Genomic DNA, 15,343 nt, shown 5'->3' on the forward strand with positions numbered 1-15,343 from the left:
TTCCCGGCGGTGCTGGACTCAAAAATGGAGCTGGGAGTCTCCGCTGCCCATGAGTTAAGTATTTCTACATCCCCCCTCAATTATTGAACATTGTCTTCATTTGTGATCCGGCTCATTCTTTTACCAGGCCCTCGAAAATATGCGTGGCAGGAAGAGATGTGGGAAACACGATGAAGATAGAAGCTGAATGGATGCGCGGAGGCACCAGCAAGTGCTGGGTCTTCGAAACCGAGCACCTGGACCAGGCCCGCACCAGCCTGGACGAGTTACTCCCCCGGTTGTTCGGAAGTCCGGACCCCCGGCAGATTGATGGTGTCGGCGGGGCAACATCGACAACCAGCAAAGCCATGATCCTCCGCCGACCGTCCGAGGAGGATGTGGACGTGGAGTTCACCTTCGCCCAGGTCGGCATCGAAGAGGCAGCAGTGGACTGGGGCAGCAACTGCGGGAATTGCTCCGCGGTTGTGGGACTCTACGCGATCGAAAAGGGGTGGGTGGTCCCCCACGGAGACGTCACCCGGATCATCACCCGCAACACCAACACCGGGCAGATCATCGTTCAGCGCGTGGCCACTCCCGCAGGGGCCCTGCCCATCGTTCCGGATGCGCAGATGCCCGGGGTTGCGTTTCCCGGCTACCGGGTCGGGCTTGGCTTCCAGGATCCAGCCGGCAAGACCACTGGAAAGCTGCTGCCCACCGGCGCCGCAACCGACACCATAACCGCAGGCGGAACACGCTGGACGGTATCAATGGTCGACGCAGGAGCTCCGGTGGTGATGGTCCGCGCTGAAGAACTTGGCCTGGACCCGGCCCGGTACGACAGCTGGGTTGCCGGGGTGGAACTGCAGCTGGAAACGTTGGAACACATCCGTCGTCAGGCTGCCGTGCGGATGGGGCTGGCACCAACCACCGCCGAAGCAGCCCGCGCCATCCCCAAGCTCGCGATCGTTGCAGCCCCTACCCCCTTGGACCCGGACTGCGACGTCAACGTCATGATGCTCTCGATGGGCAAGCCCCACCCCGCCCTGGCCATCACCGGCAGCATCGCCCTGACGCTCGCTGCCCGCACCCGGGGCACCGTGCTCAACAGCATCACAGGCGACGCACCGCGGGCCATCCTGAGGCTACGCACTCCTGCCGGGGTGATCGAGACCTGGAGCGAGGAACGCGACGGGTCCCTGCTGGTCGGCGTCGACCGAACAGCCCGCACCATCGCCACCACCATCATCCACCTCCCGGAGGCCCTCGGCACCGCCGTCGAAGCCTCACTAGCATCAGCCACTCAATGAGGAGCCAAGATCATGACTAAGACTATTTACCAGCCTGCTCCCAAAGCAGAGAGCGACACCCCGGAAGTCCCCGCCAAGCGTCCCAATCGCCGCCGCCGTATCCTTCTGATATCGGCAGCCGCGATCGCGATCCTGGGTCTGGTCACCCTCGTGTTCGGGGGTGCCATCTTCAACCCGGCAGCCGCCCCGGAATCGGAGCCGACCATGACCGCAACACAGATCATCCCACTGGTCATCCTCGTCGTGATGTTCGTCGTCGCCACGAAATGGCCACTGAACATCGGGGTGATGGGGCTGGTGGCGTCGTTCGGCGTCGGGTACTTCATGCTCGGAATGAGCGACAAAGAGATCCTCAAGGAATTCCCCGCCAGCATCGTCCTGACCATCATCGGTGTCACCTACTTCTTCAGCATGGCCCAGCGAAACGGGACCATCGACATCATCGTGCAGACCTGCGTGCGCCTCGTTCGGGGCAAGACACTGCTGCTCCCCTGGGTGTTCTTCCTCATGGCCGCCGCACTGACTTCGTTGGGCACCTTCTCCCCCGCCGCCGTCGCCCTTCTGGCACCTGCAGCCATCGGCTTCGCCTACGAATCACGCATCCACCCCGTACTCATGGGTGCCTTCATCATCAACGGCGCCCACGCAGGCGGGTTTTCCCCCCTGTCTGTTGCCGGCGTCCTGGTCCACGACATCGCACTGGAAAATGATTTCCCCATCTCCCAAGGCGGGCTCTTCGCCGCAAGCTTCGCCCTCAATCTCATCCTCTCGGCCCTGACCGTCGCACTGTTCGCCCTCCTGGGCAAACTGAAAGACGGCGAAGGCGCCCAGCACCTCGGCCTTGACGCACCCCGCACCAGCCGCCCGCACGGCCAGCAAATCCTCACCCTTCTGCTGATCGTTGCGATGCTCGTCTGCACCCTGGGCTTCCACATGCCGATCGGCTTCGTCGCCCTCTCCGCCGGCCTCCTCCTGGCCCTGATCAACATCAAGGAACACCGGACCTTCATCGGCGGCGTCTCCTGGTCCACCGTCCTCCTGGTGGCCGGCATGATCACCTACGTCTCCCTGCTCCAGCACGTGGGCGTCATCGACACACTCGCCGAGCATGCCCTGGCACTGGGGGCGCCCCTGCTGATCGCCCTTGTCCTCTGCTACGTCATCGGCGTCGGCTCAGCCTTCGCCTCCTCCACAGCACTGCTGACCGCATTCATTCCCCTGGCCGGCCCCCTCCTGGCGTCCAGTTCGCTGAGCGCCTCGGGAACTGTCGCGGCGCTTGCCATCGCCGCAACCGTCGTGGATGTTTCGCCTTTCTCCACCGACGGCGCCCTCATTGTCGCCAACGCCCGCGAAAACGACCGTCAGCGCGTTTACAAGCAGCTGATGACGTACGCCGGCGGAGTGGTGCTGGTGGCCCCCGCGCTGGCCTGGGCCCTGCTGGTACCCACCGGCATCATGTAGCCCGTCGCGCCCCGACGTAAACCTGTCCGCGGACGAACCCCTTTGGTTGGAAGCCCCCACGCGAGTTGAACTCGAGCGCGGGGGCTTCCGGGGTTTCGTGGGGGGACCGAAACCGAGATCAATTTACCGAATCCACGCGGACGCAAAGGTCGAAAATGGCCGGGTCGCCGAAATCTTGTGTGAACCTTGAGCCAGCCGTCTGCCCGCTAACCCGCTGGCCTCAATGAGGTGATCATCCTCTTGATGTCCCGGTACTCCGGGGTCTCCGCGTACTTCGTGGCCTGCTCCAGATACGGCAGGGACTCGGCCCCCGGCGTCACGTTATTCCCGGGATTGTAGAAGGCACCGAACATGGCTGCGGTGGGCGGCCAGGTGAAGAAATGGAAGATGGCGCACGCCGAGCCTCCGACCGGTGCGGGGACCGACGTGATGCCGTAGGCCGCGGCCGGAGTGTCGGCCGGACCCGGCGCCGCATCATTGCCGCGGGTCTCGAAAACGTACCGGGGCGCCACGCCTCCCTGCGTCAGGGCCGGCATCTCCTGCGCCTCCAGGACCGAGTACGGGAACCGCTCCAGGCACGTGGACCCGGTGGCCATGTTGGTCCGGAGTGTCGCCAGCGGCTTGCCGGCCTGGTTGGTCACCTCCGCGAAGGCACCGCCGCCCTCCGGCAGTTCGCCAGCCGGGTCCCGGACACTCCACGCGGCCGGGTGTTCGAACGTCAGCTGGCCGTCCGCCGTGGTGAAGGCGGTCCAAACGGCCGACGCCGGTGCGGTGCCGGTGGCACTCGACGAGACTGCCGCCGTCGGAACGGCAGTTGTGGTTCCGGTGGCCGGCGCGGTGCCGGGGGCACCCGGCGTGACTGTCGCCGTCGGGCCTGCCTGCGGGCCGCACCCCGCCAGTAGCAGCGCCATCAGAATAGCCAGGGGAATTGCCGCGCCTGGCGTGGCCGGACTGCGCATCACACCCTCCTTTGGGCCTGACTTTTGGTCCTTAAATTGTGGTGCTGCCGGGCGCACAAGGATCCACCGCCGGCGCGATTGGCGCCGAACTGTTGCGGGGATAACGAACAGACCCTCTCTGCCGGCCATTCACTACTGGCCGAACGTTGTAGTGGACAGCCTGTAGAGGGTGAGTACGAGTGACAATCGCACACGTCCCGGCACGGTGCGGAGGTCGAACCCGAGCGCCGCTGAGTAGTCCGCCGCCCGGCTTTGAACACTGGAGTGGTGCAGGCCCACTTCCTCGGCGACGGCCCGCAGGCTGCTGGCCGTTGCAAGGGACTCAAGGAGCGCCAGTGCCTTGGGCTGTGACTGGAGGAGCAGTTTCAGCGCCGTAAGGTCCGGGGGTTCGAACCGGCCAGAATCTGCCAATTCCGCGAAGACGAACAGGCTGCCCAGGTCCTCGGCGAGCTGGCAACGATTCTGCGGGGTGGTCAGGCGCAGGGCGAAGAGAGCCGACGCCCATGACCGGTCCAGCGCGCCGGGAACCATTGCCAGGCCAACGCCCCACCGGACGCCCGGCTGGCCATCCGGCGGGTGGGCGTCCGAAAGCCGGCGGATGGCTGCCCGTACCGGCCCCACTCCGGTGTAGATCACTGAGCTTGGCCCCGGCAGCGTCACAGAGGCCGGAACGGCAACCACTCTGTAGCTTGACTCCCGTTCGAGATGCAGCATTGCGGCGGCGTCCATCCGCCTGTCGAGCGGGGCGGCGTCGATGACAGTCTCGACAGCCCGGCGGGAAGCGGCCACCGGACTAGTGCGGTCGAAGGAGATGCCAAGCGCGATGGCCACAATCTCAAGGATCATCTCATCGTTGACGAAGGCCTGGCCTGTGCGCTCAATCCACACCCGTCCGCCGTCACCGAAATCGTGGCCGGGCCAGGCGCCAGGTTCCGGAAATGGTTTTCATGCCGGAGGCGTCGACGCGCACGGAACTGCCGTCCGCGGTGTATCCCGCTGCGCAGCCGCTCAGCACGGCGGCCCCGCTCAGCAGGACCTGGGCGCTGGCATGGCCGTCGCCACCATCCGCCGGGTCCTGGACGGTCCCTTCAACTTCATCGACACATCCAATGAGTACGGGGAGACCAACAGCGAGCGCCGCATTGGCCAGGCCCTGGCGGCCGCCGGCGGCCTGCCGGAGGGCGTTGTGGTGGCCACCAAGGTGGATCCCATCCGCGGCGTCAGCGATTTCTCCGGCGACCGGGTCCGCCGCTCCGTGGACGAGAGCCTCGAACGGCTCGGCCTGGACCGGCTGCAGCTGGTATACCTCCACGATCCCGAGAAGATCACCTTCGAGGAAGGCACCGCGGCGGTCGGCCCGTTGGAAGCGCTGATCAAACTGCGCGACCAGGGCGTCATCGGGCACCTCGGCGTGGCCGGCGGCCCCATCGACCTGGAACTGAAGTACCTCGCCACCGAGGCCTTCGACGTCGTCATCAGCCACAACCGTTACACGCTGGTGGACCAGACTGCCGAGCCGCTCATCCAGGACGCGGCGGACCGCGGCGTGGCCTACCTCAACGCTGCCCCGTTCGGCGGCGGCATGCTCGTGAAGGGCCCGGACGCCGCACCCAACTACTGCTACCGCCCGGCCAGCGAGGCCATCATCGGGCGGGTCAAGAAGATGGCGGCGATCTGCAACGAATACGGCGTGCCTTTGGCTGCCGCGGCGCTGCAGTTTTCCAGCCGGGATCCGCGGGTCAGCTCCACCATTGTGGGCATGTCCGAGCCCGGCCGTGTCGAGGAAACCGTCCGGCTCGCGGAATGGGATATCCCCGAGGACTTCTGGAGCCACATCCTGCCGCTCGCGGCGGCCGGGACCGGCGAGCTGGGCTGAGCCGAATGAAGTTGGCTACTGGCCGGACGTAGTGGTGGAGAGCCTGGACACTCCTGGTCATTTACTTTCCCGCGGCCCTTTACTTCGACTCATCTCGGAGTCCAGAATAGGTCGCACCACAGCCTCCACTGACTCAGCAGCGCGCTGCCCGTCCGGCTGCCGGCCCACGGCTGCCCTGCACAGGAGTGGTCACATGAACGATCCGACAGCCACCTCAGCGGTATCCGCCCGCGCTGCCCGGCTGGCCTCGATCCCGTCTTTCCGGCGGGTTGAGGCCTACATCCGCGAATATGGCTCCCGCAGGCACGGGCAGGCGCCCGGGTGCGACTTCACCTTCGGCAATCCGCACCATATGCCGGCCGCCCGCTACGTCAACACGCTGCGGGACGCCCTGACGCCTCAGAATGATCAGTGGTTCGCCTACCAGACCAACGGGGAGGCGGCCCGGGAGGCCGCCGCGGAATCACTTCAGAGACTGCTGGGGGTGCCGTTCCGGACGGAGGATATCTACCTCACCACCGGTGGCTTCGCCGCAATCGCCCTGGCGCTGAAGACCGTGGCCGATCCGGGCGATGAAGTCATCTACAGCCTGCCGCCGTGGTTCCTGTACGAGCCGCTGGTGCTTGAAGCCGGACTGGTACCGGTGAAGGTGAAAATCAACACCACCACGTTTGACCTGGATCTTGACGCCATTGAGGCTGCCATCACGGAGCGCACCCGTGTTCTGATCGTCAATACGCCCAACAACCCCACAGGACGGATCTATCCACCCGAATTGCTGGTCCGGCTGGCGGAACTGTTGGAGGCGGCCTCGGCGAGGATCGGACGGCGGATCTACCTTATTTCGGACGAGCCCTACAACCGGATTGTGTTCGACGGACTGCGCTTCCACAGCCCGGTGGAGTTCTACGCCTACACGCTGCTGGCCTACTCCTACGGCAAGACCCATCTCTCGCCGGGCCAGCGGGTGGGCTACCTGGCGCTGCCACCCACCATGCCGGATCGGGACGAAATGGGCCCGCCCATCACCAGCCTGCAGGTGGCCATGGGATGGGTATACCCGAACGCACTGTTGCAGCACGCGCTTCCCGAACTGGAGAAGTTCTCCATCGACGTTGGACAGTTGCAGCGGCGCCGGGACCGCCTCGTCGACGCGCTCGACGGCATGGGCTACCGCCTCTGGCGTCCGGAGGGCACGTTCTACCTGTATGTCAGGTCCCCTGTTCCGGACGACGAGGCGTTCACCAACTCACTCGCCCGCCGGGATGTCTTCGTTCTGCCGGGCGTGCTGTTCGAAACGCCGGGCTTCTTCCGGATCTCCCTGACGGCCAACGAGGACATGATCGAACGCAGCCTGCCCGCATTCGAAGAGGCCATAAAGAGCAGATAGGAGCCCCGCTCAGGAGACTTCAGGGCCTCCGTCAGCAAACTCGTACGACTGCCCTCCCCGGGCCTGCGACGCCTAAGAGGCGCCGGGCGCTGCTGCTACGGCGCCAGGCGGTACCCCACGCCTCGCACCGTTTCCACCCAGCGCGGTGACCGGGAACTGTCACCCAGGCGCTTGCGCAGGTTTCCGAGGTGGACCTCGACGGCGCGTTCCTCGCCGGTGGTGACGAACGAGCCGGTGTTGTAAGGCTCGTTCCGGAGGCGGCGGACCAGGTCGGCCTTCGTCTGCACCACCCTGCCGTTCTCCATCAGGACCAGGAGCAGGTCAAACTGTGTGCGGGTCAGGTCCAGCGGTACGCCGTGGATGGCTGCGGAACGGGATCCTTCGTGCAGCGTCAGGCCCCTGTGCTCGAAGTCGCACAGGACGGCGGCGCCGGCGTGGGCGGGTGGGGCGGCGACGACGGCGGCGGGCACGGCGGGAGCCGCCGGTTGCGGTTCGGCCAGCGCGCGGGGCGCCGCATTCGTGTCCCCTGGAACGGAACTAATCGACCGCGGACGCCTGAGCATCGCGGCGATTCTGGCACGCAGTTCCCGGGGACGGAAAGGCTTGGCGAGGTAGTCGTCCGCCCCAGCCTCGAACCCCATCAGCGCGTCGGCTTCTTCCACCCGGCCGGTGACGATGATGAGGTAGGCGTCGCTGAATGTCCGGATCCGGCGCGAAGCCTCAATGCCGTCGAAGTCCGGTAGGCCAACATCCATGGTGACAATGACGGGGTTGTGTTCCCGCACCGCCTTTACGCCTTCCGAACCGGAGGACGTTTCAAACACGGCAAACCCGGACTGCAGGAGCACCTCCTTCAGCGATGTCCTAATGTCGTCGTCGTCTTCAACAACAACAGCAACGCCCCGCTCCACCATCTTTGCCCCCAAAGTTTGATAATTTCCTGCCGACGCAACGCACCATCCCGGATATGTCGTGATCTATTCGTCGGTGAACACCAAGCGGATGGGTATTTCAGCGACAGGGAGGGGTCAGTCTGATCATTGAGCCTACACACCGTCCTGGGAGTAAAATTCCACTTCGCAAGAATTTGCGGAATTCTTGAGGTTGGCAAAATATTGCGTATTTCTTGAGGATTTGGTCGGCTCAAATTAGTTGCATTTAGGCTATTGCGTTCTGTGACTGCTGTGGCTGATGATCAACGTGTGCTCAATGGGGGCGCAAAGCTGCTCGCTGGGGAGCACGACGTAAGGGGCATTGCATGGCTTCTTTTCGATTACCTGTCTCACACTCCATCCGCCCGCTGAGACCTCTGGCCATGCTGGCGGCCGTGGGCCTGGCTATGCTGGCGTGCATGCCGTCCGCACAAGCCTCCGAAACCACGCCGCCGGACCCCGGCCCGGCAGGGAGCTTTGCATGGAAGGGCTTCAACTGGGAGAAGCGTTTCTGGGGCGGGGCGCCGCAGTACAACAAGTTGTTTGACGCCGCCAACGTCAGCAACCCCGACGCCAACGGCTACGTCACCCTGAAGCTCACCAATCCCACGGGTGGGGCACCGGTGGGCGCGGAATTCCAGTCCACCCGCCAGGGGTTCGGGTATGGAACCTACAGCACCACCGTGGAGAAGAACCTCAGCGTGCTGCAGAAGGAAGTGGTCTGGGGCTGCCTGTTCACCTACGACCCTCTGGCCGAGCCCGGCTACAACGAAATCGACCTTTGCGAAGCATCGGCCTGGGGCGGCGGAGCAGCCTACGGCGAATCGTGGCCGGTCAGCCAAGGCCACGGGTACTGGTTCGACGCCACCAAGCCTCCCGGCCAAGGAAACAACACCGTAGTTTTTGATGTCACCGCCAGCCCCATCACCACACACCGGATGGTGTGGGAACCCGGCAAGTTGACTTTCGAAACATTCGCCGGCCAGAGCTTCGCCGGCACCCTCCTGAAGCGCACAGTCCTGCAGGGATCCACGGTTCCGGTGCCGGCGAAGGAGCAGGTGCACTTCAACCTGTGGGTCACCGGCGGCGGAGGCGGGGATCCCGCCCACGTAAAGCCGGAATCAGTAGTGGTCCGGGACTTCTCCTTCGTCCCCGCCGCCACCGTGACGCCGCCCCCACCGGCGTCGGCCATCAAATTGTCCGCCACCACCACCAAAGCCAAGGGCGTGAACACCACCACGCTGAAATGGACCGGCGCCATGGGGTCCAACGTGACGCTATGGATCAACGGTGTCCAGAAGACCGTGCCCAACAGCGGGAGCTACATCAACAATTTCAAGGGCAGCAACATCACCACGTACAAGGTGTGCGACACAGGCGGCTGCTCCAGCGCCCTCCGTGTGGTGACCTGAGGACTGCCGGCCCAGACACAAAGGCAGGGCGTCCGGATCTCCGGGCGCCCTGCCTTCTTGTGTTCTGTTCAGCTCTTGCGGCGCAACAGCCTAGGATTTGTCGCCGCGAACCGGGACGATCCGCTTGATGGCCAGACCCAGCGCCAGGAGCGCGAAGGCGGCAAGTGCCAGCCAGAACAGGTCGCCTGCACCGGTCATGGCGAGTGTTCCGGAACCAATTCCTGCCGCGGCAGGAGCTGCTGGGTTGTCATACATAGTTGTTACCAGGCTTTCTTCTTGTTGAGGGCTGCGTCCAGGTACGCCTTGGCATGGACCACCTGCAGGAACAGGTCGATCACCAACTCGTACATGGTGGCGGCGGCGAGCATGTATTTCCATCCCCGCAGCCGCACCGTGACCACACGTTCGATCACGAAGACACCGGTCACGGCCAGCCAGAACGGCTGAATGTTCAGCCCGGCCCCCGTGCCCAGTGCAACCGCCACCGTGCTGAAGTAGCCAAGCGTCACCAATACGCCAAGCATCGCCAGGATCTGCCGCCCCCAATAAGGCCGGGTGACCCGGGTCCAGCCGTACTGCACGCAGTTCTCCACTGCTCCGCGCTTCCAGCGGAGCCGCTGGGCCCCAAGATCGCGCCAGGACGGCATCACCTCGGTTACCAACGTGCAGTCCGCAGGCGATTTGATGCGGTAACACAGCGTGAGCAGGGCAAACGACAGCTCGTTGTCCTCGGTCAGGACGGACGTGTCATAGACCCCGCCGCGGCCGTTCCCGGGCGGCAATGACCCGTCCAGCCGGGCAGCGATCACATCACGCAGGGTCCGGGCCCGGAACAATGCCGCGGTACCGGTGACCACCAGGCATTTGCCCTTGAGCCGCTTTACATCGCGGGCATACCGGGCGTATTCATTCCGCTGCAGGTGCCCCACAAAGCCTCCTCCATGACCGCCACGGAAAACACCGCCGACGGCGCCGAGCCGGGAATCCCGATGGAGATGGGCTACGGCCCGTTCGATAAAGTCATGGGACAGCTGAGAATCCGCATCCTGGATGAGGATCATGTCCTCGGGTTCGGCACCTGGCAGGAGACGGCCAAGAACGAAGTTCAGGGCGCCAGCCTTCTTATCCAAATTACCTTCACTGCGGACAACCTCTGCGCCCTCCGAGAGCGCAATTTCCTCGGTAGCGTCCGTGCAGTTATCTGCCACCACAATCACCCTGTCCGGAAGCCGGCTCTGAAATTTCAGCGACGTCAGGGTTTCGCGGATTCCAACAGCCTCATTGTGCGCCGGAATAAGTACCGTAATCACGAGGATCCGAGCCCGGAAAGGGCGCCATTGGAAGTCAGAAAATTCCGTTCGAAAACACGGACAGTTATATAGAGTTGTGACGCAGCGCGCATTAAGTGAATTTGTCCCCACAGGAAAGGTCTTGAATTTCTTACTTTCCTATGACTTTTCCAGTGCCATCTCAATCCATCAGCACAAAACCAGCAACTAAGGCGCAAGCTTTGGTAAAGACGGACTCAACGCCGCCGAGCTTAGCGTGGGTGGCGCTGAGAAGGCGCCCGTCGCAATCTAGATCCCCGGTGGGCTCCCCGGAAAATTGATCCAAACTTGACGCAACCCTTCGCAACTCATGCAGTTGGCGGTCCACGCTGGATCTATCACCACGAAAAACGGCGGGGAAGCAGGAAGATTCATGGGGAACGAATCAGCTCTGGACGAGGTCGTCGCAGTGGATGGAGTGATCACTGATCACCACCCGCTCGACTTCCACACGTTGGGGCTGGCCGGTTGCATTGACCGGCTGACCAGCCCTCTCCGTCAGCAAGGAATGGCAGTCCGCTGGGATACTCCGCACTGGGGCATCGAGATCCCGGCGGACTGCGCGTCCCTCCTGTATCAGTCGGCGCGCGAAGCGCTGAGCAACGCCTTTAAGTACTCCGACGCCGGCGAACTCACCGTCCAACTGGCGGCAGTTGGCCACGGCATCCGCTTGGTGGTGTCCGACGACGGCACGGGCTTTGACTGCGAACTCGCGTTAAGCGGCAAGAACCACGGCTACGGGCTGCGGCTGATGTCCGTGGCAGTCCACGAGGCCGGCGGCACCGTCAGCGTCTCTTCGAACCCAGGGCAGGGCACCACCGTGACGGTAACCCTGCCCCTGGATTGACCCGTTTACTTACCGGGACAGCTTTTCCGGGTCCGGCTCGAGGTCGCCAATGTGCCCCGGGGCGTTCGCTGCCAGCACGCGCTCCACAAACGCGGCATATTCCTCCATGTAGTGCCGCAGGAACTTGGCTGTGCCCTCATCCCGGACTTCGCCGTCGTCGCCAAAGACGCCCGGCTTGAAGGAGACGTAGGCTTCCGGGGCGTTCAATTGGGGGGCGTCCAGGAAGCTCAGCACACTCCGCATGGAGGACTGCATCACCGCCGTCCCGATACTGCCCGGCGACGCGCCGATGATGCCGGTCGGCTTGCGGGCGAAGGAGTTGGTGCCCCAGGGCCGCGACGCCCAGTCGATGGCATTCTTGAGGGCACCCGGAATTGACCGGTTGTACTCGGGGGACACGAACAGGATGCCGTCCGAGGCTTCGATCGCTGCCTTGAGGGCGCGGCCTGCCGGCGGGAAATCGGCGTCGTAGTCGTAGCTGTAGAGGGGCAGGTCCTTAATAGGGATCTCCGTGAATTCAAGGTCCGCCGGGGCCAGTTTGATGAGGGCCTTGGCGAGAGTGCGGTTGATGGAACCGGCGGCCAGACTCCCCACGAAATATCCGATTTTCTGCGTTGCCACGAGATTGTTCCTTCCCAACAGCCGGCAGAACCGGCTGGCCGTAGAGCTTTACAGGATGAAGCGGGCACAGTGCGGCTCCAGTCCAGCACAGAACACGTGCCGCGGCCAGAGGTCTTCACGGGTTATTGACACCCCGCTCCGGGAGGCGCTGAATGATGATTGAGGCACATTCCACACACCACGGGAGCGGTTGACATGAAGGAAAAGCCAGTAGTGGCACAGCGCATCCACAGCGAGGCTCCGGCCGAAGGGGACGAGACCGCGGATCCAACGGACATCCGCGTGCACTCCCAGGAACCCGCCGAGGGTGCCGACACCGACGAAGACTAGCCGGCACGTAAGGCGCCATCCCGCCGTCGTACGCTGCAGCAGCCGTCGCGGCACCACCTGCCCGGGATGCAACGCGGGGTCACTTTTAGCCCGATAAACCTCGATCATCGGGCGTAAAGTGACCCCGCGTTGCGTTAGTCCGGGCCCGCCTTTGCGTCAGGCCGGCCCCACACTGTCCATACTGAAGCGGCCTAACTGCGGGCCGGCACCAGTACCACTTCATGGGGACTGGCCGGCCGGTTGAACTGTGCATTCACGGCCGCCAGCGTGTCATCGAACCGCGCAATGGTGGTGGGAATATCGAAGTGCTTGCTGGTGATGACCTCCCTGACCTCGCCAGATGACAGATCCTCTGCGAGCCTGATGCGGCTGATCTGGTTCAGGAAGTTCTGAACGGCCCAGACCGTCCGGCCCCGGACCAGGATGCCGTCAACGTTCTCCACGTCCACGCCCTTGATCTTCGCGCTCTTTCCGGTCTCCGGGTCAACGGTGTAGAGGGCCCGGTTGTTCGAGTGAGCCACAATCAGGACACGGCCGTCGTCCGCAGCTGCAATGCCGTTGAGGTTGAAGGGCCCTGTCATCCCTGCCGCCGGTCCCTTCAGCTTCAGCGTCTTCACGTCGCCCAGCTTTCCGTGCCACCCCACCGGCAGGAAGTACAGCTCACCGGCGGCCGAGTTCGTGAACCAGGCGCCGTCCCGGGTGAGTGTGACGTCGTTGATGAAGCCGGGAGCGAGCGTGAAGTCCGCAACGGGCTCGCCCGATTCCGTGTTGTACACAAAAGCCTTGCCTGTGGCGCCGCCCGCTACAAACAGCAGGTCGTTGCGGGTATCGGCCTTCATGCCGACGGCGGCCCTGGGCTGCGAATCAAAGTCCGAGACGTCGATGAACAACCGCGCTTTTTCCTTACGGATGTCGCCGCGGTAAATGTCTCCGAGTGCGAGGTCGCCGGCGTAGAAGGTGGTTCCGCTGCCGGCGGCGATCCCCTCGGCGGAGGTGGCGCCCTTGAGCACAATGACTGAGTCTTCCTGCGGCGACGCTGAAGCCGGCAGGACAGGTGCCAACAGCCCCATCAGTGCAATGAACCCAATGGCGGTACGGCGCTGTACTTTTCCTGAATTCTGGGTTGTGCGGGCCATGATTCTTCCTTGAATTTTGGATGATCCGCACGGGCCAACCTGCGGCAGGCCCGCACGATTGTCCTGCCAGTCTATGCACCGTGGGAACCGGCCCGCCAGAGTCCGGAGCCCCCTCCTTACGCGGTCACACTCCGCCCTCCGGAGCCCCGGATCGGCAAGCCGCCGCGGTCTCTGCTTACAATCGAAACCTCAATCAACTACTGAGGGACCCATGAAGAAACTCGCAACCGCCCTGATCGCTGCCGGCCTCGTGCTTTCCGCTTCTGCATGCACCACGCCCACCAAACTTTCCACCCCCGAAACCTGCGACCGCGTCAAGGCCGTCCTGGCGAACCCCGCGAACAACGTGGGCAAGACCGGTCTGGTGCGTCTCGCCAACCAGATCCGGCCCATCGAAGTGGTGGCATCGGACGACCTCAAGCCTGCGCTCGGATCCATCATCGAGTTCACCGACGAGTCCGCCAAGGAAGCCCCGGACGAGGCCAAACTCACCGAACTGGAAGCCGGTTACCAGGAAGCCGGCGCCGCCTTCACGAAACACTGCAGCTAAGCGCCTCCTGCGTTAACGTTCGACGGCGGCCGGTTGGCCGCCGTCGTCGGCTGCCCTAGTGCACGGACAGGACCAGATAGAGGGCCGTCAGAACGGCCACTGTGGGTGTCATGACCAGGCGTTCCGGCTTGCTGCGCGAGATTCCGTTCATCACGATGCCCAGCGCGAAATAGGCCGTGAGCACCCAAGAGAAGACGTCCGTGAAGCCGTGGTTCACCAGCGGGCCCGCCATGCCCGCCTTGGCCAGCGCAACATACGCGAACAGGACATAAAGGATGACCGAGGTGCCGCTGCCGATCCGCAGCTTGGCCGGGAGCACGTTGTGCTGGCCACCCCACGCGAACCTTCCCAGCGGCGCTCCCGCGATCAGCGCGGCCTGAAATACCGCGAGCGCGGCCAAAAGTACGCACGCCGTAATCGCGGCAAGCTGGGCCAGCTGCATCGAAGATCCCCATTTCCCCTGGTGTGGCCACCGGCCCGTTGCAGGCAGTCTGTCCGGACGCCAGTTTAGGTGACCTCCGACTCATGACGGGACGATCACGGTGTCCCTTCCGTTAAACCATTGGCGAAAGGAGGCCACGTGCTTATTGTCTTAACCGGAATCGACGGCTCAGGAAAATCCACGGCAGCCCGCGCCTTGGTAGAGGCGGCCCAGGCCGATGGCGGAAATGCTCTGCTGCTCAGCAACCACGCCGGCCGGCGGAGCATGTCCGTGCTGGCCGAACGGTTGGGCATCCGCTGGCCGCGGCGCCTTGCCGACGCCGTGGAAACCACCCTTCGCGTGGCCAACGTGCTCATTTCCCATGCCCGGGCCAGCCGTTTCGACGGACTGGTGGTGATGGACCGGCACCTCCACTGCCAGCTTGCCCTGCGCAATGCCAAAGGACTGCCACGCGGCCGCCTGCTCCCCTGGCTGGTTTCGTCCCTGCCGGACCCTGATGCCGTGGTGCACCTGGACGTTGAACCCGCGCTGGCACACCAGCGCATCCTGGCCCGCGGCACCGATTCGGAGACGCTGGCTGACCTGGTGGCCCTGCGCGACGCCTACCGTTCCATGCCGGAATACCCGGGCTTCGCCCTGCTCGACGCCGACTGCACGCCGGAAGAGGTTGTGGCCAGGCTCAAGCGGATCGTGCACAAACGGACAGTGCGCGCGGAGACTCCCGTGGCTGTTTAGGCCAAAGACCAGCGCGGGCCCAGACCGGTTCCTGC

The 15,343-nt window shown here is 64.1% G+C and carries 17 protein-coding genes; 9 read left to right on the forward strand and 8 right to left on the reverse strand.

Annotation, left to right across the window (positions count from 1 at the left end; all coding sequences use genetic code 11):
- Positions 1 to 170: 170 nt before the first annotated feature.
- Together ACZY0Q_RS17425 and ACZY0Q_RS17430 are read left to right on the forward strand one after the other, a co-directional pair.
- Complete coding sequence (locus ACZY0Q_RS17425) at positions 171 to 1,289, forward strand: PrpF domain-containing protein (RefSeq protein WP_463918736.1); 1,119 nt, start codon at positions 171 to 173, stop codon at positions 1,287 to 1,289.
- Positions 1,290 to 1,301: 12 nt separating this feature from the next.
- The gene (locus ACZY0Q_RS17430) at positions 1,302 to 2,750 is read left to right on the forward strand and encodes an SLC13 family permease (RefSeq protein WP_463918737.1); all 1,449 of its coding nucleotides are present in this window, start codon (positions 1,302 to 1,304) and stop codon (positions 2,748 to 2,750) included.
- A gap of 206 nt (positions 2,751 to 2,956) precedes the next feature.
- Here ACZY0Q_RS17430 and ACZY0Q_RS17435 read toward each other — a convergent pair whose 3' ends face one another.
- Both ACZY0Q_RS17435 and ACZY0Q_RS17440 read right to left on the reverse strand, forming a co-directional pair.
- Positions 2,957 to 3,709, reverse strand: a complete 753-nt coding sequence (locus ACZY0Q_RS17435) for a hypothetical protein (protein ID WP_463918738.1) — start codon at positions 3,707 to 3,709, stop codon at positions 2,957 to 2,959.
- A gap of 132 nt (positions 3,710 to 3,841) precedes the next feature.
- Positions 3,842 to 4,597, reverse strand: a complete 756-nt coding sequence (locus ACZY0Q_RS17440; RefSeq protein WP_463918739.1) for a helix-turn-helix domain-containing protein — start codon at positions 4,595 to 4,597, stop codon at positions 3,842 to 3,844.
- Between the two features lie 160 nt (positions 4,598 to 4,757).
- Here ACZY0Q_RS17440 and ACZY0Q_RS17445 point away from each other — a divergent pair, with 160 nt between their 5' ends.
- Both ACZY0Q_RS17445 and ACZY0Q_RS17450 read left to right on the forward strand, forming a co-directional pair.
- Positions 4,758 to 5,585 (forward strand): aldo/keto reductase, encoded by an 828-nt coding sequence (locus ACZY0Q_RS17445; RefSeq protein ID WP_463918740.1) that lies wholly within the window; start codon positions 4,758 to 4,760, stop codon positions 5,583 to 5,585.
- A gap of 193 nt (positions 5,586 to 5,778) precedes the next feature.
- Complete coding sequence (locus ACZY0Q_RS17450; RefSeq protein WP_463918741.1) at positions 5,779 to 6,975, forward strand: aminotransferase class I/II-fold pyridoxal phosphate-dependent enzyme; 1,197 nt, start codon at positions 5,779 to 5,781, stop codon at positions 6,973 to 6,975.
- Positions 6,976 to 7,070: 95 nt separating this feature from the next.
- Here the strand turns inward: ACZY0Q_RS17450 and ACZY0Q_RS17455 are convergent, their stop codons facing one another.
- On the reverse strand, positions 7,071 to 7,889 hold the full coding sequence (locus tag ACZY0Q_RS17455; RefSeq protein ID WP_463918954.1) for a response regulator transcription factor: 819 nt from the start codon (positions 7,887 to 7,889) through the stop codon (positions 7,071 to 7,073).
- Between the two features lie 344 nt (positions 7,890 to 8,233).
- Here ACZY0Q_RS17455 and ACZY0Q_RS17460 point away from each other — a divergent pair, with 344 nt between their 5' ends.
- The gene (locus tag ACZY0Q_RS17460) at positions 8,234 to 9,319 is read left to right on the forward strand and encodes a glycoside hydrolase family 16 protein (RefSeq protein WP_463918742.1); all 1,086 of its coding nucleotides are present in this window, start codon (positions 8,234 to 8,236) and stop codon (positions 9,317 to 9,319) included.
- 90 nt (positions 9,320 to 9,409) lie between these two features.
- Here ACZY0Q_RS17460 and ACZY0Q_RS17465 read toward each other — a convergent pair whose 3' ends face one another.
- Positions 9,410 to 9,574, reverse strand: coding sequence for a hypothetical protein (locus ACZY0Q_RS17465; protein ID WP_181577441.1), 165 nt, complete (start codon positions 9,572 to 9,574; stop codon positions 9,410 to 9,412).
- A gap of 5 nt (positions 9,575 to 9,579) precedes the next feature.
- Entirely contained in the window at positions 9,580 to 10,629 is a 1,050-nt protein-coding gene (locus ACZY0Q_RS17470; protein ID WP_463918743.1) for a glycosyltransferase family 2 protein, read from the reverse strand.
- Between the two features lie 391 nt (positions 10,630 to 11,020).
- Between ACZY0Q_RS17470 and ACZY0Q_RS17475 the strand changes: the two genes are divergently transcribed.
- Positions 11,021 to 11,494 (forward strand): sensor histidine kinase, encoded by a 474-nt coding sequence (locus ACZY0Q_RS17475; RefSeq protein ID WP_463918744.1) that lies wholly within the window; start codon positions 11,021 to 11,023, stop codon positions 11,492 to 11,494.
- Positions 11,495 to 11,503: 9 nt separating this feature from the next.
- On the opposite strand, the gene ACZY0Q_RS17480 is transcribed toward ACZY0Q_RS17475, so the two are convergent.
- On the reverse strand, positions 11,504 to 12,115 hold the full coding sequence (locus tag ACZY0Q_RS17480; RefSeq protein WP_463918745.1) for an NADPH-dependent FMN reductase: 612 nt from the start codon (positions 12,113 to 12,115) through the stop codon (positions 11,504 to 11,506).
- Between the two features lie 195 nt (positions 12,116 to 12,310).
- Between ACZY0Q_RS17480 and ACZY0Q_RS17485 the strand changes: the two genes are divergently transcribed.
- A complete protein-coding gene (locus tag ACZY0Q_RS17485) occupies positions 12,311 to 12,445 on the forward strand; it encodes a hypothetical protein (RefSeq protein WP_463918746.1) in 135 nt (44 codons plus the stop codon).
- Between the two features lie 191 nt (positions 12,446 to 12,636).
- On the opposite strand, the gene ACZY0Q_RS17490 is transcribed toward ACZY0Q_RS17485, so the two are convergent.
- On the reverse strand, positions 12,637 to 13,581 hold the full coding sequence (locus ACZY0Q_RS17490) for an SMP-30/gluconolactonase/LRE family protein (protein ID WP_463918747.1): 945 nt from the start codon (positions 13,579 to 13,581) through the stop codon (positions 12,637 to 12,639).
- Between the two features lie 211 nt (positions 13,582 to 13,792).
- Here ACZY0Q_RS17490 and ACZY0Q_RS17495 point away from each other — a divergent pair, with 211 nt between their 5' ends.
- Positions 13,793 to 14,131 carry a hypothetical protein gene (locus tag ACZY0Q_RS17495; protein WP_463918748.1) on the forward strand — a complete coding sequence of 113 codons (339 nt, stop codon included), beginning with the start codon at positions 13,793 to 13,795 and terminating at the stop codon, positions 14,129 to 14,131.
- 55 nt (positions 14,132 to 14,186) lie between these two features.
- On the opposite strand, the gene ACZY0Q_RS17500 is transcribed toward ACZY0Q_RS17495, so the two are convergent.
- Positions 14,187 to 14,573 carry a hypothetical protein gene (locus ACZY0Q_RS17500; protein ID WP_463918749.1) on the reverse strand — a complete coding sequence of 129 codons (387 nt, stop codon included), beginning with the start codon at positions 14,571 to 14,573 and terminating at the stop codon, positions 14,187 to 14,189.
- A 138-nt stretch (positions 14,574 to 14,711) separates the two neighbouring features.
- Here ACZY0Q_RS17500 and ACZY0Q_RS17505 point away from each other — a divergent pair, with 138 nt between their 5' ends.
- Positions 14,712 to 15,308, forward strand: a complete 597-nt coding sequence (locus tag ACZY0Q_RS17505; RefSeq protein ID WP_463918750.1) for a dTMP kinase — start codon at positions 14,712 to 14,714, stop codon at positions 15,306 to 15,308.
- Positions 15,309 to 15,343: the final 35 nt, after the last annotated feature.

The organism is Pseudarthrobacter lactosi, from assembly GCF_055412785.1.

Coding starts and splice junctions, on each gene's coding strand:
- ACZY0Q_RS17425 (WP_463918736.1), top strand. CDS start 171: ATGAAGATAGAAGCTGAATGGATGCGCGGAGGCACCAGCAAGTGCTGG.
- ACZY0Q_RS17430 (WP_463918737.1), top strand. CDS start 1,302: ATGACTAAGACTATTTACCAGCCTGCTCCCAAAGCAGAGAGCGACACC.
- ACZY0Q_RS17435 (WP_463918738.1), bottom strand. CDS start 3,709: ATGCGCAGTCCGGCCACGCCAGGCGCGGCAATTCCCCTGGCTATTCTG.
- ACZY0Q_RS17445 (WP_463918740.1), top strand. CDS start 4,758: ATGGCCGTCGCCACCATCCGCCGGGTCCTGGACGGTCCCTTCAACTTC.
- ACZY0Q_RS17450 (WP_463918741.1), top strand. CDS start 5,779: ATGAACGATCCGACAGCCACCTCAGCGGTATCCGCCCGCGCTGCCCGG.
- ACZY0Q_RS17455 (WP_463918954.1), bottom strand. CDS start 7,889: ATGGTGGAGCGGGGCGTTGCTGTTGTTGTTGAAGACGACGACGACATT.
- ACZY0Q_RS17460 (WP_463918742.1), top strand. CDS start 8,234: ATGGCTTCTTTTCGATTACCTGTCTCACACTCCATCCGCCCGCTGAGA.
- ACZY0Q_RS17465 (WP_181577441.1), bottom strand. CDS start 9,574: ATGTATGACAACCCAGCAGCTCCTGCCGCGGCAGGAATTGGTTCCGGA.
- ACZY0Q_RS17475 (WP_463918744.1), top strand. CDS start 11,021: ATGGGGAACGAATCAGCTCTGGACGAGGTCGTCGCAGTGGATGGAGTG.
- ACZY0Q_RS17485 (WP_463918746.1), top strand. CDS start 12,311: ATGAAGGAAAAGCCAGTAGTGGCACAGCGCATCCACAGCGAGGCTCCG.
- ACZY0Q_RS17490 (WP_463918747.1), bottom strand. CDS start 13,581: ATGGCCCGCACAACCCAGAATTCAGGAAAAGTACAGCGCCGTACCGCC.
- ACZY0Q_RS17495 (WP_463918748.1), top strand. CDS start 13,793: ATGAAGAAACTCGCAACCGCCCTGATCGCTGCCGGCCTCGTGCTTTCC.
- ACZY0Q_RS17500 (WP_463918749.1), bottom strand. CDS start 14,573: ATGCAGCTGGCCCAGCTTGCCGCGATTACGGCGTGCGTACTTTTGGCC.